Origin of the sequence: Cephaloticoccus capnophilus, assembly GCF_001580045.1 — a bacterium.
Taxonomy (GTDB): Bacteria; Verrucomicrobiota; Verrucomicrobiia; order Opitutales; family Opitutaceae; genus Cephaloticoccus; species Cephaloticoccus capnophilus.
In genome coordinates, this window is sequence record NZ_LSZP01000003.1 from 43,828 (window position 1) to 66,955 (window position 23,128).

A 23,128-nucleotide genomic window follows, 5' to 3' on the forward strand; every position below is an offset into this window, starting at 1 on the left:
AACCTACGTAGTTTCTTTCCGCAACTGGGTAGTTATGCAACAACCAGGTTTATAATCTTTTGAGGGACGAAAATAATACGCCGGATTGTTTTACCTTCTAGCTGTGAGGCGACCTTCGGATGAGCCTTGGCAAGAGCCACTGCGTCTTCCTGGCCGATAGATTTGGGCACGAGTGCGTCGCCGCGATGTTTGCCGTTAACCTGGAAGACGAGTTTGCACTCGTCGCGCTCCAGCCACTGCGGGTCGTAGGCGGGCCAAGGCGCAGTCGCCAGCGAGCCACTGCTTTCTCCCAATCGTTCCCACAGCTCCTCGCAAAAGTGCGGGGCGAAGGGCGCGAGCACTTGTAGAAACAGCTTAATCGATGCTCGGCGCACATGTGGGGCTTTCTGCAGCGCATTGGCGCAAATCATCATTTGCGAAATCGCAGTGTTGTAGCGCAGGGCGGCGATGTCGTCGCCGACTTTGCGAATCGTCTCGTGCAGCACGCGCAAGAACGCCTCGTTGTCGGGCTGCGAGTCGTTGAGCTTTGCACTCGGGCGACCTTCGCCGTCGAGGCACTCGCGCCAGATTTTTTGCAAGAAGCGATAAACGCCCTCAATCCCGCGCGGGCTCCAAGGCTTCATCGCTTCGAGCGGTCCGAGAAACATCAAGTAGAGCCGCAGCGTGTCGGCACCGTAGTGCGCAATAATGTCGTCAGGGTTGGCGACGTTACCGCGACTTTTGGACATTTTTTCGCCGTCTTCGCCGAGGATTAATCCCTGGTGAAACAGTCGCGTAAATGGCTCGTCTGTCGGAAATAAGCCTAAGTCGTAGAGCACTTTATGCCAAAACCGCGCATAGAGCAGGTGCAAGACGGCGTGCTCCGCGCCGCCGACATAGAGATCGGGCGTGCTCCAGTAGCGCAGTGCTTCGGGCGAGGCCAATGCATCCGCATTTTGCGGGTCGAGGTAGCGTAGGTAATACCAACACGAGCCCGCCCACTGCGGCATGGTGTTGGTCTCGCGGCGGGCGCGCACCCAGTGCGGCGCTGGGCGCGGTTCGCTCGCAGGGACGCTCTTCCCGGTCTGCGGCTCGTGCCAAATCTCCAGCCACTCGGTGACGGCGGCGAGCGGGCTTTCCCCTGTGCCGGTCGGCTCGTAGCCTTGGACTTTGGGAAGTTCGAGCGGGAGCGCGGAGGCGGGTAGCGGGAGTGCGTAGCGCTCCTCGCCGTCGAAGGTCGCGGTCACTGGCTCGGGCGGGAGGGGGAGATTTGCGGTTTTCGCGGTCGCGAGCGCGGCGGCGTAGTCCGTTTTACTTACCCAAACGATGGGGAAGGGCTCGCCCCAGTAACGTTGGCGCGAGAAGAGCCAGTCGCGCAGCTTGTATTGGGCAGTCGCTTTACCGCGTCCTTCGGCGGCGAAGCGGTTTTGCAACGCGGCGGTCGCCTCGGCGGGAGTGAGGCCGTTGCAGTCATCGGAGTTGATGAGGTGGAGCCCGTCGCCGCTCTCGCAAAAGGGAAGGGCGTCTGCATCGCCGTCCGCAGCGGTCGCTTCGATCGCGTTTTTGCGCGCGATGACTTGCACGACCGGTAGCCCAAATTTTTTGGCAAACGCGTAGTCGCGCTCGTCGTGCGCGGGCACAGCCATGATTGCGCCGGTGCCGTAGCTTGCGAGCACGTAGTCGGCGACCCAGATGGGGACGTGCTTTCCGTTGGCGGGATTAATCGCGTAAGAGCCGGTGAATACGCCCGTCTTTTCCTTAGAAAGCTCTGCGCGTTCGAGGTCGCTTTTTGAGGCGGCGGCGCGCGTGTATGCGGCGACTGCGTCGCGTTGCTCGGGCGTCGTAAGCCGCGCGGCGAGCGGGTGCTCGGGCGCGATTACCATATAGGTCGCACCATAGAGCGTATCGACGCGCGTGGTGAAGATTTTCAAACGCGCTTCGTCGGGGGCGACTCCCTCAATATCAAACTCGACCTCCGTGCCCTCGCTGCGGCCAATCCACGCGGCTTGCATCCGCTTGGTCGAGTCCGGCCAGTCGAGGTCTTTTAATCCTGCTAGCAGCCGGTCGGCGTAAGCGGTGATGCGGAGCACCCATTGGCGCAGCGGGCGACGCTCAACCGGGTGGCTGCCGACTTCGGACTTTCCGTCGATGACTTCCTCGTTGGCCAGCACGGTGCCGAGCGCAGGACACCACCACACGGGCTTGTCCTCCACGTAGGCGAGTCCGCGCTCGAAGAGCTTTAGCCAAATCCACTGTGTCCACTTAAAATAATGCGGGTCAGTGGTATTTATTTCGCGGTCGAAATCGTAGGAAACGCCGATTGAGCGGAGCTGCCGCTTAAAGGTGGCGACGTTTTCGCGCGTAACATCTGCCGGATGGCGTCCCGTTTTTACTGCGTAGTTCTCGGTCGGCAGTCCAAAGGCATCCCAGCCAATGGGATACAACACGTTAAAGCCCTGTGCGCGCTTAAACCGCGCTAGGATGTCGGTGATCGCGTAGTTTTCGCAGTGGCCGAGGTGTAGCCCCGCGCCCGAAGGGTAGGGGAACATGTCGAGCACGTAGTATTTCGGTTTCGCAGCGTCTGCCGCACCATCGTTTGCGACCTCGTTGGCGCGAAAAGTGCGGTTTTGCTCCCAGAAGGATTGCCACTTCGTTTCTATCTGCCGAAAGTCGTATTCTTTGCACCGAGACATAATATGATGAAGCGAACGACCGTGAATTTCCCTCTTTGTGGGTCAATCTCCTTTGCCGCGCAGATCCTGCGCTTCGTGTTTTTGGCCACGCCACTGGTGGTATTTTCAGCGGTAGCGAACGGGGCAACACTTGAGGAGCTGTGGCAGGAGCGCACGGGGAGCGTCGTAGCGGTTGAGTTTACGCTTGATGAAGGAGCGGGAGGGGCGGGAGCGAACGCCGGCGCTGTAGGTTCTACGCCGATACAGGCGTTTGGCACGGTAATAGATGCGCAGGGCACGGTGATTTTTTCGACTGCTGCGATTGAGCTGCAAACGCCGCCGAGTGCGCTGCGCGACTTTCGACTCTATCTGCCCGGAGGCGATATTGATGCGCCGCTTCCGGCACACTATCTCGGCTACGATGCGTTTACCGAGTGGCACTTTGTGCGGGTGGATGCACCGAGCGACGCTGCGCGCCTGACTCCAGTCACGCGCTTTCGCAGTTTCGGCGCTGGGGCAAATGGCGGGCCGGCCCGCCCGCGCGTCGCCGAGGAGATTTGGGGGATCGGGCTGCGCAAAAAGGATGAGGGCTTCGCCCCGTATTTTTTGAGCAGCCGGGTCTCGCTCGTCGCCGAAGTGCCCGAGGCTTACGCCTTCGCTGCGCGCGAGGTCGCTGGGCCGGGGCTGCCAGTGTTTAATGCGGCGGGGGATTTTGTGGGTTTGGGGCAGAGCGGTTTCGGCCAAGCCGCGCTCCAATTCTCGCAGCGCGATCGCGAGGGGCTGCCCGTCGTGATGCTCAACCCCGATGAGACGCCCGCCGTGCTCCTCGCCGAAGAGATTTTGCAGGAGTTTATTACGCGGGTTCCCGAAAGCCCGAGCGCGCGCACGATTCCGTGGGCGGGTTTTGAGCAGTTGCGGGTCATCGACCGCGCAAACGCCGAGCGACTCGGGCTCGTGGGGCGGCCCGCGCTTTTGGTGGGCGATGTTTTGCCCAATAGCCCTGCGGCCAAGGCCGGGATGCAGCCGGGCGACGCGATCATCTCGCTCAACAGCCGCGCGCTGCCCGCGATTCGGCCACAGAGCCGACTTGCTCGCTATTTGGAGCGCGATATCGCCCGCCGCGCCCCCGGCGACACACTCTTTATCGAAGTCGTTCGCGACCGCGCCGACGAATCGCGGATGCTCATCCTCACGCTCGAAAACGCACCGTATTGACCGGTGCCCTACGCGCCCAATCTAAACCCCGATTTTTAGAAAAATGTTTACCGGACTCGTAGAAGAAAAAGGGCGGCTCCTTGATTTTGCTCGCGTGGGTGAGGGCGCGACTGCGGGCTGGCACCTCACGCTCGCCGCAGAGCGCGTGCTGAGCGACGCCAAGCTCGGCGACAGTATTGCGGTAAATGGCTGTTGCTTGACGGTCGTCGCGATTGACCGCGAGGCGGGAGCGCTGACTTTCGACGTTTTGGAGGAGACGCGGCGGCTGACGAATTTTGCTGCTTTAAGCGATGGGAGAGTGGGCGGGGCGAGTCCGGCGCGGGCGAGCGGCTCACAGCATCTCAACCTCGAGCGCAGTTTGCGCGCGGATGCGCGGCTCGGCGGGCATTTCGTGAGCGGGCACATCGACGGCGTGGGCACCATCGAGAGTTTAGCCCAACACGGTGCAGACACTCGGCTTCGCGTTCGTCTGCCGGAAGCTGCGGCCCAGCGTGGTCCGATTGTCCACAAGGGGTCTATCGCGATTGATGGGGTTTCGCTGACAGTGGCCGAAGTCGATGCCGACGGGTTTACCGTGTGGCTGATTCCGACGACGCTTGCCGAAACCAACCTCGGCGAAAAACAGCCCGGCGACCCGGTAAACCTCGAGTATGATCTTTTGGGCAAATACGTTGCCCAAATTATCGACGGTCGGCGTTAAGCTATGTGTCTCCCAATGCGTGCTTCACTCACTGCGCTCACGGAGGAATTGCGGCGGCTAAAAAGTCTAGGCGTTCGCGAGATTTTTGCTCCACCTGAAACGCTCGAGCGGCTTCGCAGCGCGCTTGCCAAACGTAAACCTGCTAAACCGGAAAGTGCCGCGTCGCTGGCCGTCGCGCATTTTGACGCTGCACCCGAGCGGGTAACCCGCGTTGGCGCGACGCCAGAAATCACGACTTCGGCACCAGGGCGCGAAGTGACTCCAGTCAGGCAAACTCTCGAACCTGTGACTACACCTGTTCGCCAACCCAAACCGCAATTGATTGAGGCTAAATTTACACTGCCTGCTGAAGGCACCAAAGCCGAGCGGCTTGCCGCCTTGCGCGAAATCGTGCTCGCCGACAAGACCTGTCGCGCGCAGTTGCGCCCGGGCAAGCAAGTCGTCTTTGGCGTGGGCAACCCCGAGGCGCAGATTATGTTTGTGGGCGAGGCTCCAGGCGCGGAGGAGGAGCGACAGGGCGAGCCTTTTGTCGGCCCGGCGGGCAAGCTTTTGACCAAAATGATTCAGGCGATGGGCTTGGAGCGTGAGCAGGTCTACATTGCGAACATCATGAATTGGCGTCCGCAGATGCCGACCCAAAATGCGGCTGGCGAACAAGTGGGAAATCGCCCGCCTACGCCGGAGGAAATGGCGTATTGCCTGCCGTTTTTGCGGGCGCAGCTCGAAATCGTTGCGCCGCAAGTCATTGTAGCACTCGGTGCAACCGCCGCGCGCGGCTTGCTCGGTCACGATTCATTTAAGGCACTGGGCGAACTGCGCGGGAAGTGGCGCGAGTTCGCCGCTTGCCCGCTGATGGTGACTTACCACCCGAGCTACATTTTGCGAAACCAGTCAAACCGCTCGAAACGCGTCATTTGGGAAGACTTTCTAAAAGTGATGGAGCGCGCCGCTCTGCCCATTTCCGAAAAACAACGCGGGTATTTTCTGTAAAAATAGGCCGCCCTAAAACCCTGACTCAGCGCTAGTGGCGGCTTGTGAGGGGTGGGTTGCTGCGTGTGGCCCCTATTTGCGTCATACATATTAGGGGATGCGAATATGTCGGGTTAAGGGCTTGCACTGGGGTGACATGGCACCTCTGCTCGGCGGCCGTATGGCAACTTCATTTGTCTTCTCCTCCGAGTCTGTCGGCGAAGGGCATCCCGATAAGGTCGCTGACTTTATCTCGGACAGCATCCTTGACGCCTGTCTTAGTTTTGACCGCACGGCGCGCGTCGCTTGTGAGACTTTGGTAAAGTCTAACACTGTTACGGTCGCAGGCGAGATTACCTTGCCCAAGCTTCAGGACAAGAAGACCGGCAAATCGAAGCCCATCGATGCGGCGTTTAACGTGAACGATGTCATCCGTGGCGCGATTCGTGAAATCGGTTACACGCACGATGACGATGTGTTTCACGCCGATACGGCCTTTATCAATAACCAGCTCACCGCGCAGTCGGCGGACATCGCGCAAGGCGTCGATGCGCGCCGCGCCGAGGGCAAAAAGACGGCAGAGCAGGGCGCGGGCGACCAAGGGCTCATCTTTGGTTTTGCATCCGACGACACCAAGGAGCTGATGCCTGCGCCAGTCATGTTTGCGCACCGGCTGGGCCGCGAACTCACGCGCATTCGCAAGAGCGGCCAGGTCAAGTGGCTGCGCCCGGATGCGAAGTCGCAAGTCTCCGTCCGCTATGTGGATGGGCGAGTGACCGAGATTGTTAACGTGGTTATTTCCACGCAGCACAGCGCGGACGTGACGCACGCCGAAATCGAGCAGTTCATCACTAAAGAGGTCATCCAAAAAGTCCTGCCCGCAGAGCTCTTGACCAAGAAGACCGAGTTTTTGGTCAACCCGACCGGCAAGTTCGTAATTGGCGGCCCGCAAGGTGACTCCGGTCTCACGGGGCGTAAGATTATTGTTGATACCTATGGCGGCTGGGGGCGACACGGCGGCGGTGCCTTTTCGGGGAAAGACCCGTCGAAGGTCGATCGCTCGGCGGCCTACATGTGCCGTTGGGTCGCGAAAAATGTGGTTGCTGCTGGCCTCGCCAAACAGTGCGAGTTGCAAGTCGCCTACGCGATTGGCCACCCGAAGCCGGTTAGCGTTTACGTAAATACCTTCGGCACGGGCAAGGTGAGCGACGAGAAAATCGCGGCTGCGGTCGATGACATTTTCAGTTTCAAGCCGGCGGATATCGTTAAGCAGCTCGACTTGCTGCGGCCTATCTATCGCGAAACGACTCAATACGGCCACTTCGGCAAAGCGGGGCTGCCTTGGGAGAAGACTGACAAAGTCGCCGAGTTAAAAGCCGCGCTCAAAAAGTAAACCCTATCGCAATGCTGCGAGGCGTCTGTGCTGCACTTTCGCAGTCGGGCGCATCGCCGCTTATCCGAGCACTAAATCTCATCCACTTTTTTTTAAAAAACCCACATGGCTTCCGCTCCTTCTCCGCTAAAAAACGCTCCCAAAGGCCAAGACTATATCGTTCGCGACCTCTCGCTCGCTGCTTGGGGCCGCAAAGAGCTAAACATCGCCGAGCACGAGATGCCTGGCCTCATCGCGCTCCGCAAAAAGTTCGGCGCGAAGAAGCCGCTCAAAGGCGTTCGCATCACTGGCTCGCTGCACATGACGATTCAGACGGCGGTCTTGATTGAGACGCTTGTCGCGCTCGGGGCCGATGTTCGCTGGGCCTCCTGTAATATCTTCTCCACGCAAGATCATGCCGCCGCCGCAATCGCCAAGGCGGGTATCCCCGTCTTCGCATGGAAGGGCGAGACTTTAGACGAGTATTGGGAGCTTACTTGGCGTGCGCTCAGCTTTCCCGGCGACAAGGGCCCGCAACTCATCGTTGACGACGGTGGCGACGCCACGCTCCTCCTCCACAAAGGCTACGAGATGGAGCAGGGCAGCGACTGGGTAAACACCGCTTCCGAGTCCGAGGAAGAGGAAGTCATCAAAAAGCTCCTCAAGAAAATCGGGCGCACGCAGAAAGGTATTTTTGCAAAGCGCGTCAGCGAGTGGCGCGGTGTTTCGGAGGAGACCACCACGGGCGTTCACCGCCTCTACCAACTCCACGAAAAAGGCCAGCTCCTCGTCCCGGCTATCAACGTCAACGACTCGGTCACCAAGTCGAAATTCGACAACCTCTACGGCTGTCGCGAATCGCTGGCCGATGGACTCAAGCGTGCGACCGATGTCATGATCGCGGGCAAAGTGGCTTGCGTGTGCGGCTACGGCGACGTCGGCAAAGGCTCGGCACACTCGCTGCGCGGCTTCGGTGCGCGCGTCATCGTGACCGAGATCGACCCCATTAACGCGCTGCAAGCGGCGATGGAAGGTTTCGAGGTGAACACGATCGAGTCCACGCTCGGCCAAGCTGACATCTACGTGACCACCACCGGTAACAAAGACGTTATCACACTCGAACACATGCGCCGGATGAAAGACCAAGCCATCGTGTGCAACATCGGCCACTTTGATAACGAAATCCAAGGCGCGCGTCTTGCCGCCGCTAAGGACGTCACGCACGTCAACATCAAGCCGCAATACGACCAATACACCTTTGGCAAAAACGGTCCCACCATCTACCTGCTTGCCGAAGGCCGTCTCGTAAATCTCGGCTGCGCGACGGGTCACCCGTCCTTTGTGATGTCCAACAGCTTTACCAATCAGACCCTCGCCCAAATCGATCTCTGGCAAAATAAGGACAAGTATGCGCCCGGCGTGTATCGGCTCCCCAAGCACCTCGACGAAGAAGTCGCGCGGCTGCATCTCGACAAAATCGGCGCGAAACTCACCCGCCTTACCAAAGAACAAGCTGACTACCTCGGCGTGCCAGTCGGCGGCCCCTACAAGCCCGATCACTACAGGTATTAAAGAGATCTACCACGAAAGATCGCGGTTCAGCGCGTTCGCTGCCCGATAGAGCTGTTTCGTAATCGCTCCCACTCACCCGAGTGGGAGTTTTTTTCTGAAAAAAGCGAGCCCCTACCCAAGAGCCTCGACATTGCCAAAGTGGCTTAACGCTCAATTGGAAATGAAGAGATAGGAGATGATGGACTGAGAGTCTTGCTTTTGAGGGGCTAGTTAAGGTATTGTGCAAGAACATGAAGCATTTTACTTAAGCGATGAGGGGTGGAGTGGGAGTAAAAAACAGCCCCTAAAAACTTTGGGCCTTGGAAGACGGTTTACTCGTGCTTTAGGTCCTGGGCAGTGAGGACAAGGGCCTCCCCTCATTGATTGAGATCTCCCTCTTGAAACACGTTTCTTGATATGAGGCGTCTAAGCATAGTTTCCTTTTCTTTCAGGAGTCGCAGTGCCTCGGGGACTAGGCGATCAACTGCATAGATACTGTTTTGTTCAGCGTAGGCTCGGAGTGCAATCGCAGCGGCACTGACTTGCTCATATGTGATGTATTTGTAGGGGGATGAGGGCCGCTCTGGCGCATATGGTGCTTGTTCAATATAGAGTGTCCCTGCTCGCTGACCACCGACGAAAGGGTCGGGCTCATGATAAAAGGGCTCATCCCAGAGGGTTTTGACGGGAGAGAGAATGCCCGTTGATTGCCAAATCTTTTCTGCTCCCCTGGCTGAGGTGTAGAGCATCTTTGCGATTTCCCAACACTCTTCAACATAAGGGCTGCGCTTATTGATTCCAATATTGGAGCCACCCATCGCACTGGTACGTCGACCACCGGGCTCCCAAGCCGGTAGCGGCATGAGCCGTATCTTTCCAGCCATGCCGGGGTAATGTATTTTCCAATCTCCATAAAGCCAATCGGGGAGTATATTACCCACTACGAGGCCGTCGAGTTGCTGACGAAATCCAGAAGGGAGCGGGCTGACTGGAGTCGCAACGCGATCAGGCCCAGTAAGCCAAGTGATGATTGTTGCGAGGGAGCGAGCGTTGCGCTCATTGGCGAATATGGGCACGTCATTTTCGTCGAAAAAGACGCCATCATTTTGCATCATCAATAGAACCAAGAACTCGTGGTCGGTTTCTGAGAGGTTAAGTAAATAGCGGTCGGGACGTCCGTCGCCATCACGGTCTACCATCAGCGGTCGCATCACGCGGAAGTAATCCTCCCAGGTTTCGATTTCGCTAACATCAATGCCTGCTTCCTCCACTAGGTCTACATGATACCCCAGTAGCACTGGGTGCACATCTTTGGGTAGACCAAATATCCGACCACGCGAGGTCATGGTAGAAAATGAGGGCGCGTTGAATTGCTCATAGAGTCCCTCATCGTGTAGCCGATCCGTGAGGTCTAGGAAACCAACCTGATCAAGTGGGCCGAGAAAGGCTTTGGGATAAACACCATTGTTGGATTCAAATACATCTGCCATTGGCGTGCCGCTTAGGAAGCCCGAGAGCATCCCTCGCTCAATTGCGGCCATGCTCATCAACTTCATAACCACGGGCTTATCGGGATGCAACCGGTTCCACTCAGCAATGTCTTCAATTCTAGCGTCGCGGTGAGGAGTGTAGAAAACCCAAAACTGAATGCCTTCAGGGTTCTCAACTGGCAGCAGTGTCACGACGAGCGAGCTCAGTGCCGCAAGGCTTACGATGACTAGCGCCCCCGGGGAAAAGAACCGATCTGTTAGCTTTTTAATAAAGTTTGGCATAAGATGTGAGTCGGAGTAGGGGGAATCTGACTTCGATCTGTTTGCACGCCAAGGGCGATTTCCAGCAGAGGCGCAGCAGCTTTAAATCTATTTCTGCATAACAAAAGTGCCCCCGCTTAGCATAATTAAGCGGGGGCGTAGTAATTCGGCTTTTAGAACTTCAGTGTCGCTTTTAGTGAAGTTACTTGGTCTTTTGTTGCAAATGAGTTAACGGCGTTATTAACGTAGTTTAGTTCTTTCAGTTTTTCCTTATTTGAGAGTGGGGGCATTAATAATGTTATAAATAGGGCGAGAGGGGGCGCGCACTACATTTGCTTATCTCAGTTGGAATGAGTCATTATCAAACGGCAATGAGCTGTCATAATAATATAATGTACAATCACTATTGCCCAAAAAGTGAACTCAAAATCCTGGGTGGCTGGTGCCAGATATAAACCCTGATCTAGTATAGCCCCAGAAATAGAGAATCAATTGAGTAGTCGCGCCAGCAAGCCGCCATCGACCTGCAAGGCACTGCCGGTCACGAAGGATGCTTCGGGGGAAATCAGAAACCCAATCGACGTTGCAATCTCCACTGGGTCGGCAATGCGGGCAATACTGTTGCGCTCGAAGGTAAGCCCCAGTGCTTCGGCTCCGCCTGCTGCTTTTATATCATCCAGTGTTATCCGAGTCGCTACCGAGCCGACCAAAATCGCGTTCACGCGGATACGGTCAACGGCATAGTCGAGTGCCATTTGCCGGGACAAGCCCACGACGCCGGCTTTGCTTGCGGCATAGGCGGGGACGCCGGGGACGGTGGCCTCGGCGTGTACGGAGGCTATATTGACCACGGAGCCTCCGCCGCTACGGCGCAAGAGCGGCATGGTCGCACGGCAGACTTTGAAGATTGAGGTTAGATTGATCGCCAAGGCGTTGTCCCACTCTTCATCGCTCAACTCCTCCACACGCTTACCGTTGGGGTAGATACCCGCGCAGTTAACTACCGCGTCTAGCCGGCCAAAACGGCTCTGCAGATCATCGACAGCGGATTGGATAGCCGCCGTATCACGCACGTCCGTTTCCTTGAACACACAGGACGACGGATCACGCCCGGCGTAGAAGCCCTGCGCTATATTGGCCTCTAGGCCGATCCCGTAGACGCGGGCACCGTTATCATTCAGATATTCGACAGTCGCCCGCGCGATACCGCTGGCGGCACCGGTGACGAGTACGACTTTATCATTAAATCGGTTCATACTGAGTTGTTGGAGGGATGGTGTGGGGAAAGCCCAGCAAGATCGCTGGGAGAAAGCCGTAGTTGTTCGCGTAGCTCTCAGGATTGGCGATACACGAAATATCAGCCGCGAAAGCGCGTTTCGGGCAGGCCTGCGACGCCCGCATCTACCGCAAACAGGCCGCCCGCCTGTGGTTGTGCCGCCCGTGCCTCGTCCGTAAGACCCTCTGCCGCACTGGTGATATAGAGGGTGCGCAAATCAGGGCCACCGAACATGCAGCTCGTTGGATTGCTCACTGGCAGGTGGACTTCACCAACAATGCGCCCGTCTGGCGCGAAGCGGAAGACTTTCCCACTGCCCCAAACTGCCACCCAGATAAAGCCCTCTGCGTCGATGGTGCCGCCATCGGGGGTATAGTCCGTGCCGATGGTATCCGCAAATGGCCGACGGTTCGAGAGGGTTCCTGCGGAATGGTCGTAGTCGAAAACCGATATTTGCTTGTCAAGCGAGTCAGCAAACCAGAAGCGGTCGTTCTCGCGCGACCAGACAAGGCAGTTCGATATGCCGATACCGTCTAACACTTTGTGCACCGACAGATCAGGGTCCAAGCGGTAGAGTGCCGCTGTGTGGTTGGGACCGCTTTCGTCCAAGGTGCCGATCCAGTATCGGCCCATGCGATCCACCTTACCGTCGTTGAAACGGTTGCTCGGCAGATGGGCCTCTGGGCGTGCGATCCAGTCGAGCCGAGAGCTATCCAAGTCATAGAATGCCAGCCCTGAGGCAAAGGCAATGACAAGGCCCCCTTGATCGCGCAGCGCAACACTCGCAATGCGCTCGGGCATGTCCCAATGGCGCACTTCGCCAGTTGCCGGTGTAAGCCGGTGCAAACGGCTTTCAAAGATATCGACCCAATAGAGCGCCTGCTCGCGTACATCCCAAAGCGGGCCTTCGCCTAGTGTGTTGTGACAGTCGACTACGCAGTGGGCTATATTAGACATGATTTGCTCCTTGATGGGTTAAGTAGTTCTTCGGTTAGCCGTGCTCTGGTCGAGCGACCTAGCAAGTCTAAAACAGCGGTGGCGGGGCTGGATTTCATTGGCCAGCCAGCGGTGATTAAAGCCGTTCGCCCGCGATTGGTCACCGTCCCTGACAAAATCTGATTATCTTCGCCCGCTGAGCCTCCCTCAATCCGTAACGCTTTATTCCTAAAATCCTCCCATACAAAGCCTTACTGGCCACTATCGACTCAGCCTAAAATGAAAGAACAGGCTTGCGGTTTGGGGGCGAGGTGTTTGCCTCCGAGCTTCCCGCTTGGAATTGGAGAGATGGCTGAGTGGTCGAAAGCGGCGCTTTGCTAAAGCGTTGTAGGGCTTAAATTCCCTACCGAGGGTTCGAATCCCTCTCTCTCCGCCACGGTCTAAGACCGTCTCACTTTTTTGCCAAAACAAGGGGCATCACTTTTGCGGCAGGTCGGTGCCCTGCGCTCGCTCGGAAACTCGAAATCGCCCAAGTTGAGCACGGACTGAAAAGTTGACGCCGCACAGGTCGTATTTGGATTTGGGCGCGCAGTTAGCGAAGGACATTCTTAATAGGTAGGTCGGTTTTTCGCTAAGTTTCCCGCTAAGTAAGAGCGACTACGCGACCGCGCCAATTGACTTCGCGACGTGGAACATGCAGCGTCCACACTCACTCCTATTTGTCCCCATGCCCGATTCCGATAACAAGAAGAGCCGCCGCCCTCTGAAAAACCTCCCTCCAGACCGCTTTCAGCCGAAGGTGCTGCTTATCTGGCTACTGGTCGCGCTGACTTTGACGTCGCTCTTGTTGTGGTCGCCTGCCCGCCTCGGCTCGCCCATCACGCTCAAAATCCAGCAAGTCGTCGAGCTCGCCGAAAGTGGCGGTATCAAGGAAGGCGTCATTAAGCCCGATCTATCGGGCGGGCGCGATTGGTCACTGGTGACGGGCGAGTTGAGCGAGCCCATGTTGCTGCGGCCGGACAGCGAGCAGACGACTACGGCCTTCCGCTCGGCGGGCCGCCTTACCGACTCAAACCTAGAGCGGCTCCAGCGTTCGGCGCGCTTTGTCGAGCAACCGGCCACCACGATGTGGTCGCAGATTTTGGCGAACGTTATCCCCTTCGTCATCATTATCGGGCTCTTGTACTTTCTCTTCATCAGGCAGCTCAAACAGGCGGGGCGGGGCGCACTCAGTTTTGGCAAAAGCAAGGCAAAGCTGCTCACGCGCGATAAAGAGAAGATCACTTTCGCGGACGTCGCGGGTTGCGATGAGGCGAAGGAGGAAATCAGCGAGATCGTCGAGTTCCTAAAAGCCCCGAAAAAATTCTCCGCCATCGGTGGGCGCGTTCCCAAAGGCATGTTGATGGTTGGGCCTCCGGGCACGGGGAAGACGCTGCTCGCCAAAGCGGTCGCGGGTGAGGCGGACGTCCCATTTTTCTCCATCTCTGGTTCGGACTTTGTGGAAATGTTTGTCGGCGTCGGCGCGAGCCGCGTGCGCGATATGTTTGAGCAAGGCCGCAAAAACGCGCCCTGCCTCATCTTTATCGATGAAATCGACGCAGTGGGCCGCCAGCGCGGAGCGGGACTCGGCGGCGGTAACGACGAGCGCGAGCAGACGCTTAACTCGCTCTTGGTCGAGATGGACGGGTTTAGCACGCAGGACGGCGTCATCATCATCGCCGCGACCAACCGGCCCGACGTGCTCGATAGCGCGTTGCTGCGCCCCGGCCGCTTTGATCGCCAAGTGACTGTGGACTTGCCCGACATCGTGGGCCGCGAAGCAATCCTGCGCGTCCACGCGAAAAAAATCACGCTTGCCGAAGGCGTTGACCCCGCACTCATCGCGCGCGGCACGCCGGGCTTCTCGGGCGCAGACCTAGCCAATCTCCTCAACGAAGGGGCACTTCTCGCAGCCCGCCGCAATAAGGAGAAGGTCGAGATGATCGACATCGAGGATGCGCGCGAAAAAGTCCTCTTTGGCCGCGAGCACCGCCGCCTTATGGACGAGTCCGAAAAGCGGCTCATCGCTTGGCACGAGGCCGGACACGCCATTATTCAGGGGCTCCTCGACGATGGCACGATGCCCGTTCACAAAGTCACCATCATCCCGCGGGGCCAAAGCCTCGGCAGCACGACCTACATCCCGACGAAGGACATTCTCACGCGCCCGATGAAAAAGCTGCTCGACCAAATCGCGATGGCGATGGGCGGCCGCATTGGCGAGGAACTTGTCACTGGCGACTTTAGCAACGGCGCGAGCGGCGACATTAAGCAGGCCACAAAAATCGCCCGTGCGATGGTCTGCGATTATGGGATGAGTGCGCTCGGCCCCGTGGATCTCGCCGAAAACCAAGACACCGTCTTTCTCGGGCGCGACATTACGCGCTCCCGCCACATTAGCGAAGACACCGCGCGTAAAGTTGACGAAGAGGTGACCCGTATCCTCAAAGAGCAATACGCGCGCGCCAAAGAGCTGATTTACTCGCACCGCGCCGCGCTCGATAAAATCGCCGAGGCTCTGCTCGAATACGAGACGATCGAGGGTAAACACATCCTCGAAATCCTCGCACACGGCGAAATTAAGAGTGCGGTCATCGTCTCGCCGCCGCCTAAGCCAAAGCCCGCTCCAACTCTCGCCGAGGAGGGCACGACAGCGCAGGAAACCGAGCCGGTCATGCCCTCGCTCGAAGGCACACCCGCCCCCAGCCCAGCCTAGGTTTTCCACTGCGCGTGGGGCGGCGGTCAGTGACCGCTTCCATTTAATTTGGGATTTCTCATCGCGCTATTGCGCGAAAGCGAAATCCCAAATTTGAAAGCACTCCCCCCTGGCGCGTTGCGACAGGGAGGGGAAAGTAGGGTGATAACCCGTTTGGGCGAGGTGGGGAAAATCACCAGTAAACTCCCATCCCAAAGTTTGTGGTCCTTTTCACAGAGCCGCTTGGCTGCTGTGCGAATGCACGGCAACCAAGCGGCTCTGTAAATGGGTGCAGCGACACGCTGCCGCCCCACGCGCAGTGGAAGCTCAGAGAGAGCGGTCACTGACCGCCGCCAAATAAAACAGCCTGCGGCTGCCGCCTCACGCGCAGTGGGGGTTGTGGCACTTCTCTTGGAGTCTTATTATGATGTGGGCGTAGTATCTTTTCGTACCGGACGGGAATAGTGTCGAAAGCGGGAACTGAGGGGCGCAGCAGTTGCTTCGCCTGTCGGTTGTTTATGTCCGAATTGTTGTCTCCTCCCGTGTCTTCTACCGCCTCTGCTAATCCTTATCGCCAACTGTTCGCGGCGCGGGGGACGCTGTGGTTTTTCGTGGCGGGGATGATTGCGCGGTTTCCTTCGGGGATGATCACGCTGTCGATTGTGATGATGCTCACGCATTCGCGGACGAATTACAGTTTGCCGAGTTTGGTCGCGAGCACGGCGATTTTGTCGAATGCGCTGATTGCGCCGCAGTTGTCACGGCTGGCCGACCGCTATGGGCAATCGCGAATCGCGCTGCCCGCGATGGGGGTGACGGTTACGGCGTTCGTCGCGCTGATGTTGGGCGCGCGGCTGATGTGGCCGGCTTGGGCTTTGTTCGTTTGCGCGGTGGGCTCGGGCTGCATTCCAAATTTTGGCGCGTTCTCGCGTGCACGCTGGTCGCATGTGTATTCGGGCACGCCGCTTTTGCGTGCGGCGTTTTCGCTAGAAGCGCTTTGCGAGGAGATGGTTTGGACCTGTGCGCCGTTGATTGTGATTTGGTGCACGACGCGGCTTTTTCCTGAGTCGGGAATCGCGGCGGCGGCTCTACTTTTTACTTTGGGCGGCCTGGTGTTTTGCGCGCAGCGGAAGAGCGAACCGCCCGCGCTTGCGCACCAGTCGCCGCCCGCGCCAGCGGCGGATGAGGGGCGAGCAAGCGAAGTCGCGCGGGATCGATCGGCGATTTTTATGCCTGTAGTGCTGATTTCGTCGTTGGCCCTTTTGGGCTTCGGCGGGTTTTTCGGCGTCGTGGAGGTGGCGACGACGGCCTTTGCGAAGGCACTCGGAGTACCGGGAAAGATTTTTTACCCGCTTAGTCTGTGTGCTGTCGGTTCGTTTATTGGCGGAATCCTTTACGGGCGGCGGGCGTGGGGCTTGCCGCTGCGCCGTCAGTTTTTGGTTGTTACGGGAGTATTCTTCGCGAGCACGCTGCTGTTCTTCTTTGTTGGCGGGCTTTGGGGGCTGGCATTGTTTTGCTTCCTGTCGGGCGGGATGAGTGCACCGACGATTATTATTTCGATGGGGCTGATTGAGAGCTTGGTCGCGAAGCCGCGGCTGACCGAGAGTATGACTTGGGGCTTGGTGAGTCCTCTCGTCGGGATGGCGCTGGGGGCGGCAGTTGCGGGGCCGGTAGTAGACTGGGCAGGGCCAGCGCGGGCGTTTTATGGGGTGAGCGCTTTCGGTGCCTTGACTTTTGCGGTGGCGTGGGTGGGCCAAGCTTGGCTCGCGCCGCCGTCACCGCAGGGCATTCGCACCGTTCGCTAAACTTAATATAAATCGGTCTTGGATTTTTGGCCTGTGCTACGCAGTCTCGTAAGTCTCTTACTTATGAAGATTTGTTGTATAGGAGCAGGTTACGTTGGTGGGCCCACGATGGCGATGATCGCCAAGCAAGCTCCCGATATTGAGGTCCGCGTGGTGGATATGAACGCGGCGCGGATTGCCGCGTGGAACTCGGCTAAACTGCCCGTTTACGAGCCGGGACTCGACGAGGTGGTGCAGGAGTGTCGCGGGCGAAATCTGTTTTTTTCGACAGAAGTCCGCGCGGCGATTCGCGAGGCGGACATCATTTTCGTGTCGGTGAATACGCCGACCAAGACCTACGGACTGGGCGCGGGTCGTGCGGCGGATTTGCGCTACATCGAGTCGGTGGCGCGCACTGTGGCGGAGGAGGCGCGCGGCCCCAAAATCATCGTCGAAAAGTCCACCATCCCGGTAAAAACCGCCGGGACGATTCAGACTATCCTCGCGGCTAATGCGCGTCCGGGGGTGGCGTTTGAGGTGTTGTCGAATCCCGAGTTTTTGGCGGAGGGAACGGCGGTCGCCGACTTACTTGCGCCCGACCGTGTGCTTATCGGTGGCGAGAGGACGCCGAGTGGGGAGCGTGCGCTGCAAACGCTGGTCGATGTCTATGCGCGCTGGGTGCCGCGCGAGCGGATCGTGACGACCAATCTCTGGTCGTCGGAGCTCTCGAAGCTCGTTGCCAACGCGTTTCTCGCGCAGCGGATTTCGTCGATTAATTCGATCTCCGCGCTGTGCGAAGCGACGGGGGCTGATGTCGATGAGGTCGCCAACGCGATTGGCAAGGACAGCCGAATCGGCCCGAAATTTCTGAAAGCGTCGGTGGGCTTTGGCGGCTCGTGCTTCCAAAAAGACATCCTCAACCTGTCTTATCTGTGCGAGCACTTCGGGTTGCCCGAGGTCGCTGCCTATTGGCAAGGCGTGGTCGAGATGAACGACTGGCAGAAGCGGCGTTTCACGAGCCGGATCGTCAATGCGCTCTTTAACACGGTCGCCGACAAGCGAATCGCGGTGCTCGGTTTTGCGTTTAAAAAGGACACCAATGACACGCGTGAATCGGCGGCGATTACCGTTTGCCGCGATTTACTCGGCGAGCGCGCACAAGTCGTCGTCTACGACCCGAAGGTGAGTGCCGAGGAGATCCGGCGCGACGTGGGCGGGCCGAGCGCGGGCGACGACTGCGATCGGTTGCAAATCGCATCGAGTGCTGCCGAGGCCTGTGCGGGTGCGCACGCTGTGGCCGTCCTGACCGAGTGGGATGAGTTCAAGACTCTGGACTTCGGGGCGATCTACGCAGGGATGAGCAAGCCGGCCTTCGTGTTCGATGGGCGCAACCTGCTCGACCACGCCGCGCTGCGCGAAATCGGCTTCCGCGTCGAAGCCATCGGCAAGGTAGTGTCGTAGACACCCTTTATGTGGCGGGGCGCCGCCCCTTTTATTTCGCCGCGCGCGCGTTAGCGCGCGTGTATGTAACACCATTGGAGAGCGAGTCCGCCCTCAAATCCCCAATGGGGATTGGTAGAGGCGGGGGACGCGTTTGGTGATTGAGCAGAGGATTTCCCAGGGGATGGTGTCGGCCCAGCGGCTGAACTCGCCGATGTCGATTTGAGCGAGAGGGGCGGGGGATGTTGCGGCGGGCTCGGAACTGGGTTGCGCGGTGTTGGGTGTAGGTTGCGTGCCGATGAGGACGGCTTCGTCGCCACAAGCGACTGCGGGGAGCGCACTCACGTCCAAAATGGTTTGATCCATCGTGACGCGTCCGAGGATAGGGCAGCGGTGGCCACCGACGAGGACTTGGCCGCGATTACTGAGGGCGCGTGGGATGCCGTCGCCATAGCCGGCGCAGAGGATTGCGACGCGCGTATCGCGGGCGAGCCGGTGGGTGCGGCCGTAGCTGATGGTGGTGCCCGCGGGGAGCTCTTTCACGAGGCCGATGCGTGTGTGAAAGCTGAATACAGGCTCGGTGTGGACTTGGGTGAGCAGGGCGTGCGGGGCGGGCTGAATGCCGAATTGGAGGAGGCCGATTCGCACGGCGTTAAAAGGGCGGCCGCCTTCGGGAAGCGTGCCGAGGCCTGCGCTGTTGTCGGCGTGGATAAAGAGTGACTGGTCGAGCCGAAGCCCGAGGGCTTCGCAGCGTGAGAGTGCGTCGAGGAAGCAGTGGCGTTGTTCCGCAGTGAAGGCGGCGTCCTCGTCGGGGCTGGCGAAGTGGGTGTAGATGCCCGCGAGTTCGAGATGCGGGGCGGCGGTAATTTGCGCATAGAGCGCGTGCGCGTCTGTATGCCAAACACCGAGGCGGCCCATGCCGGTATCAATTTTGAGGTGCACTTTTAGGCGGCGGCCAGCGGCGCGGCCTACGGCGTCGAAGCGGGCGATTTCTTGCGCACTGGAAATGGTGGCGGCGAGGTCGAGCTCGGCGAGGAGTGGGTCTTCTTCGAGGAGGAGCGGGCTGAGGACGAGGATGGGCCAGCCGGGGCCGAGCTCGCGGAGTTGCGCGGCTTCGGCGACGTTGGCGACGGCGAAGAGGTCGGCTCCCGAGTGCATCATCCGCGCGGCGGCGTGGTGCAGGCCGTGCCCGTAGGCGTCGGCCTTGACGACGGCGACGTAGCGCATGTGGGCGGGGAGCGTGGCGCGGATGCGGCGTAGGTTGCGCTCCAGGGCGGCGAGGTCGATTTGCGCCCAGCATCTATTGACGTGCGGCTTCATGAGGTCGGTGGCGCAGGCGGTTTTACTTGGTGGCGGCTGCGGGTGTGTTTAGCGCAGCGGGCGGGCGGTGGATTTGGGGAGACCAAGTCTTGTAGGTCGCTTCGTTGTGCAGAAAGGCGTCTGGCTCGTGTGCGGGCGTGAAGAGCTGGGCCGCTTGCACGCGCTCGTTGGCAAAGAGCGTTTCGAGGTCGTAGGGAACGCGGGTGAGATTCGGCGGTGGCGTTGTCCAGTGGCGGAATCCCTCCGGCATGCCGTAGACCTGTTTTTTTTGCAGCGGCTCGTTGGCCCGTGTCAGGGTGCTTTGGTCAGAAGGTTCAGGATTTTCTGCGTTGGGGGCGTGGCGAAGTCCGCTACTCGGCACTTGGCGGAGTGCTTGGCCGAGTTTTTGGACGTGCCAGTGGTCGCGGCGCGCATCGGCGATGAGTGTGAGTGTGGCGTCGCCGAGTCCGTGCGCGAGAAGGGCGAGGCTTTGGTAGGAGTAAGCGGGCGTTTGCGGGTGCAACGTGAGCCAAGTGCGAATTGCGGTCGCAGCGGTGCGGATGCCGAGGATCGAGCCCGGGCCTTCGCAAAAAAGGAAGGCGCCGGCGGTGGCGATGCTGCGATTGGGGGCGGCGTTTAGCACTGTGTCTATGCCGCAAAAGAGGGCTTTGCCCGCCTCGTCGGTGGAGCTGGCCCAAGTCGCTTCGTGGGCGGAGAGCCAGCCGACTTGAACGCAGGCACTGGCTGCATCGAGGACGAGCAAATGGCCATGCGTAGCGAGGAGTTGGGCGAGGCTGGGCATAAAGCGGACGACGAAAGGCTGGGCCTGTGAGTCGTGCAAGACTGTGCGGGTTTTTAGGGGAAGAATTCGCCGAGAGTCGGTCGAAGTGGGGGCGCTGCCCGCCGCCGTGTGCAAAATGGCGTGGCATAATTATTTGGCGCGTCCATTTAGAGCGGCCTTGACCGGCCATAAGCCCAAAATACTAATCGCCACTTTTCTTCAAACGACTCGCCCTCCTAATCTTCTGTGAACGTCCAACTCAACTCCCTCTCCGACACGCGCAAAAGCCTAGTCGTCACCCTTAGCTCCGAAGAAGTCTCCACCGAGCGCAAGGCGGTCGTGGCCGAGTTTGTCCGCCAAGTGCGGCTTCCGGGCTTCCGTCCCGGTAAAGCGCCCGCGAGCTTGGTTGAGCGCAAGTTTGCCAAGGAAATCGCGGGTGAGCTTCAGCAAAAGGTCGTCTCGCGCGCCTACAAAGAAGGCCACGAAAAGGAAAAGCTCGACGTGCTCACGCTCGTCAATGTGGAGCCGGGCGAGATTAAGGTCGGGGCAGAGGCCAGCGTGACGCTTACCGTTGATGTGGTGCCGCAGTTTGAGTTGCCCACCTACACGGGCCTCGAAGTCAAGGTGCCCGCAGTCGAGATCAGCGACGACGAGGTCGAGCAAATCCTTAACAGTCTGCGCGCCGACCGCGCAGAGTTTAAGACTACCGAGCGCGCCGCGCAAAAAGGCGACTACGTGAAGCTCGCCTACGAAGGCACGGTTGAGGGCCAAGCCATCGTTGAGCTCGTGCCCGAGAAACAAATTTACGGTAAAGTGCCGCAGACTTGGGTCGAGGTGGAGAGCGAGGAGGACGGCATCATCCCGGGCCTCGGTAACGAAATCGCCGGGCTAAAGCCGGGCGACAAAAAGACCGTCGCGGTGAGCTTCCCCGCCGAGTTTCCGGCTGCGCCCGCTCTCGCCGGTAAGGCGGCGAGCTACGCGATCGAGGTGCAGGAAATCCGCGAGCGTATCCTCCCCGAGATCGACGAGGAGTTTTTGAAGGCGCACCGCGCTGATACGCTCGACGGGCTAAAGACTGACATCGCCAACAACCTCAAACTCGCCAAAGAGCGCGACGTCCACGGCGCGAAGCGCGCCCAAGTCATGGATGCGATCGCGAAGGCGGTGAGCTTCGAGGTGCCCGAGTCGCTCGTTGAGAGCGAGACCCAGCAGGTGCTGCGCCGCGTGATCGGCGAAAACATGCGCCAAGGCGTGCCTGAGGATGTTTTTGAGAAGAACAAGGAAGAGCTTTACGCGAAGGCTCGCGAGCAGGCTACGCAGCGCGCGAAGCTCCAGCTCGTATGCGAGCGCATCGCCGAGACCGAGCAGGTGAAGGTCGAGAACGAAGACATGCAAAACTACGTCCTCAACCACGCCATGCGCACCCAGCAGTCGCCCGACAAAGTCGTGCAAGAACTCTCCAAAGACCGCGAGGCCGTGCGCGCGCTCCAGCGCAGCATCCTCTTCGACAAGGCCGTTGACTTCGTAGTGTCCAAAGCGAGCGTCACCGTCCTCTCCGCCGAGGAGACCGCCGCACTTGCAGCAACCGCAGCGGCGCGCGGCTAAGTCAGCTCGCAGCGCGCCGTGTGTGGGGGAGTGCCGAGCGCGCCGCCGCCGCTCGTTTGCCTTTCCCCAATCTTCTCTTCTCGTAACGCGCCCTGTGCGGACAAGCCGTGCGGAGCGCACAAATCACCGGAAATTTAACCATGAGCTACTACGTCCCCATCGTCTTGGAAAACACTGGCCGCGGAGAGCGGTCGATGGACATCTATTCGCGGCTCCTTAAAGACCGGATTATTTTCATCGGCACCCCCATTAACGACCAAGTCGCCAACCTCGTCATCGCTCAAATGTTCTTCCTGCAAATGGAAGACCCGAAGCGCGACATCCAGCTCTACATCAACTCGCCCGGCGGCATTGTGACCGGCGGCATGGCGATTTACGACACGATGAACTTCCTGCAGTGCGACATTGCCACCTACTGCCTCGGCATGGCGGCGAGTATGAGCACCGTGCTGCTCTCTGCGGGCACGAAGGGCAAACGCTACGCGCTGCCCAACAGCCGCGTAATGATGCACCAACCCAGCGGCGGCGCAGGCGGGCAGACTGCCGACATCTCCATCGCGGCCAAAGAAATCCTGCGCTGGAAAAAGACGCTCAACGAGACTTTAGCCAAACACACCGGCAAGAGCGTCGAGCAAGTCGAGAAAGACTCCGACCGCGACTACTACCTCGATGCGTATGAGGCGCGCGACTACGGGCTCGTCGACCACGTCATGGAGCCGACTAAGGATGCCGCGGCGCTTAATGCGCCGCAGTCGCCGACCGCTTGATGAATTGACGAAACTGCTTACCCAGAAATGGCCAAATCCTCGCGTATGACCCTCTGCTCATTTTGTGGAAAAACCCAGTCCGAGGTGAAAAAGCTCATCGCCGGCCCCGGCGTTTTCATCTGTGACTCCTGCGTTTCGCTGTGCAAGACGATCCTCGACCGCGAGCTCATGCAGGTGGCCGCTGCGCATGCGGCGGCACACGGCGCGGCGGGCGGGCTCGCAGGAGCGGAGGGCGATACTGCGAACGAAACCGAGGCGGGGGCGGCGGGCGGGCAACCCTTTCGCTTAATCAAACCC

General features: G+C 59.1%; 17 protein-coding genes and 1 tRNA gene. 12 read left to right on the forward strand and 6 right to left on the reverse strand.

What is annotated here, in order from left to right:
- Positions 1-32 precede the first annotated feature (32 nt).
- Complete coding sequence (leuS, locus tag AXK12_RS00365) at positions 33-2,672, reverse strand: leucine--tRNA ligase (RefSeq protein ID WP_068710797.1); 2,640 nt, start codon at positions 2,670-2,672, stop codon at positions 33-35.
- A 3-nt stretch (positions 2,673-2,675) separates the two neighbouring features.
- On the opposite strand from leuS, the gene AXK12_RS00370 reads away from it, so the two are divergent.
- The 5 genes from AXK12_RS00370 (at position 2,676) to ahcY (ending at position 8,479) form a co-directional block, all read left to right on the forward strand.
- Positions 2,676-3,866, forward strand: a complete 1,191-nt coding sequence (locus AXK12_RS00370; RefSeq protein ID WP_082782519.1) for a PDZ domain-containing protein — start codon at positions 2,676-2,678, stop codon at positions 3,864-3,866.
- A gap of 43 nt (positions 3,867-3,909) precedes the next feature.
- Positions 3,910-4,566, forward strand: a complete 657-nt coding sequence (locus tag AXK12_RS00375; RefSeq protein ID WP_068710799.1) for a riboflavin synthase — start codon at positions 3,910-3,912, stop codon at positions 4,564-4,566.
- A 15-nt stretch (positions 4,567-4,581) separates the two neighbouring features.
- A complete protein-coding gene (locus AXK12_RS00380; protein ID WP_068710800.1) occupies positions 4,582-5,556 on the forward strand; it encodes a uracil-DNA glycosylase in 975 nt (324 codons plus the stop codon).
- A gap of 160 nt (positions 5,557-5,716) precedes the next feature.
- The gene (gene metK, locus AXK12_RS00385; protein ID WP_068710815.1) at positions 5,717-6,928 is read left to right on the forward strand and encodes a methionine adenosyltransferase; all 1,212 of its coding nucleotides are present in this window, start codon (positions 5,717-5,719) and stop codon (positions 6,926-6,928) included.
- Between the two features lie 105 nt (positions 6,929-7,033).
- The gene (gene ahcY / locus AXK12_RS00390; RefSeq protein ID WP_068710801.1) at positions 7,034-8,479 is read left to right on the forward strand and encodes an adenosylhomocysteinase; all 1,446 of its coding nucleotides are present in this window, start codon (positions 7,034-7,036) and stop codon (positions 8,477-8,479) included.
- A 356-nt stretch (positions 8,480-8,835) separates the two neighbouring features.
- Here the strand turns inward: ahcY and AXK12_RS00395 are convergent, their stop codons facing one another.
- The 3 genes from AXK12_RS00395 to AXK12_RS00405 all read right to left on the reverse strand — a co-directional run bounded on the left by AXK12_RS00395 (position 8,836) and on the right by AXK12_RS00405 (position 12,442).
- On the reverse strand, positions 8,836-10,230 hold the full coding sequence (locus tag AXK12_RS00395) for an ABC transporter substrate-binding protein (RefSeq protein ID WP_068710802.1): 1,395 nt from the start codon (positions 10,228-10,230) through the stop codon (positions 8,836-8,838).
- Positions 10,231-10,697: 467 nt separating this feature from the next.
- Positions 10,698-11,465: an SDR family NAD(P)-dependent oxidoreductase gene (locus tag AXK12_RS00400; protein ID WP_068710803.1), complete on the reverse strand. Its 768-nt coding sequence runs from the start codon at positions 11,463-11,465 to the stop codon at positions 10,698-10,700.
- A gap of 101 nt (positions 11,466-11,566) precedes the next feature.
- Positions 11,567-12,442 carry an SMP-30/gluconolactonase/LRE family protein gene (locus AXK12_RS00405; protein WP_068710804.1) on the reverse strand — a complete coding sequence of 292 codons (876 nt, stop codon included), beginning with the start codon at positions 12,440-12,442 and terminating at the stop codon, positions 11,567-11,569.
- Positions 12,443-12,763: 321 nt separating this feature from the next.
- Here AXK12_RS00405 and AXK12_RS00410 point away from each other — a divergent pair.
- From AXK12_RS00410 to AXK12_RS00430, 4 genes are all read left to right on the forward strand, one after another.
- Positions 12,764-12,857, forward strand: a tRNA-Ser gene (locus AXK12_RS00410).
- A gap of 291 nt (positions 12,858-13,148) precedes the next feature.
- Entirely contained in the window at positions 13,149-15,176 is a 2,028-nt protein-coding gene (ftsH, locus tag AXK12_RS00415) for an ATP-dependent zinc metalloprotease FtsH (protein WP_068710805.1), read from the forward strand.
- 521 nt (positions 15,177-15,697) lie between these two features.
- Positions 15,698-16,960: an MFS transporter gene (locus AXK12_RS08675; protein ID WP_156468739.1), complete on the forward strand. Its 1,263-nt coding sequence runs from the start codon at positions 15,698-15,700 to the stop codon at positions 16,958-16,960.
- Between the two features lie 63 nt (positions 16,961-17,023).
- Complete coding sequence (locus tag AXK12_RS00430; protein WP_068710808.1) at positions 17,024-18,400, forward strand: UDP-glucose 6-dehydrogenase; 1,377 nt, start codon at positions 17,024-17,026, stop codon at positions 18,398-18,400.
- Between the two features lie 93 nt (positions 18,401-18,493).
- Here AXK12_RS00430 and alr read toward each other — a convergent pair whose 3' ends face one another.
- Complete coding sequence (gene alr / locus AXK12_RS00435) at positions 18,494-19,699, reverse strand: alanine racemase (protein ID WP_068710809.1); 1,206 nt, start codon at positions 19,697-19,699, stop codon at positions 18,494-18,496.
- Positions 19,700-19,721: 22 nt separating this feature from the next.
- Positions 19,722-20,519, reverse strand: a complete 798-nt coding sequence (locus AXK12_RS00440; protein ID WP_068710810.1) for a hypothetical protein — start codon at positions 20,517-20,519, stop codon at positions 19,722-19,724.
- 186 nt (positions 20,520-20,705) lie between these two features.
- Here AXK12_RS00440 and tig point away from each other — a divergent pair, with 186 nt between their 5' ends.
- The 3 genes from tig to AXK12_RS00455 all read left to right on the forward strand — a co-directional run.
- A complete protein-coding gene (tig, locus tag AXK12_RS00445; RefSeq protein ID WP_068710811.1) occupies positions 20,706-22,064 on the forward strand; it encodes a trigger factor in 1,359 nt (452 codons plus the stop codon).
- A 140-nt stretch (positions 22,065-22,204) separates the two neighbouring features.
- Positions 22,205-22,831 carry an ATP-dependent Clp protease proteolytic subunit gene (locus AXK12_RS00450; protein ID WP_068710812.1) on the forward strand — a complete coding sequence of 209 codons (627 nt, stop codon included), beginning with the start codon at positions 22,205-22,207 and terminating at the stop codon, positions 22,829-22,831.
- 27 nt (positions 22,832-22,858) lie between these two features.
- The coding region (locus AXK12_RS00455) for a ClpX C4-type zinc finger protein (protein ID WP_331709109.1) at positions 22,859-23,128 on the forward strand (270 nt) is incomplete at its 3' end.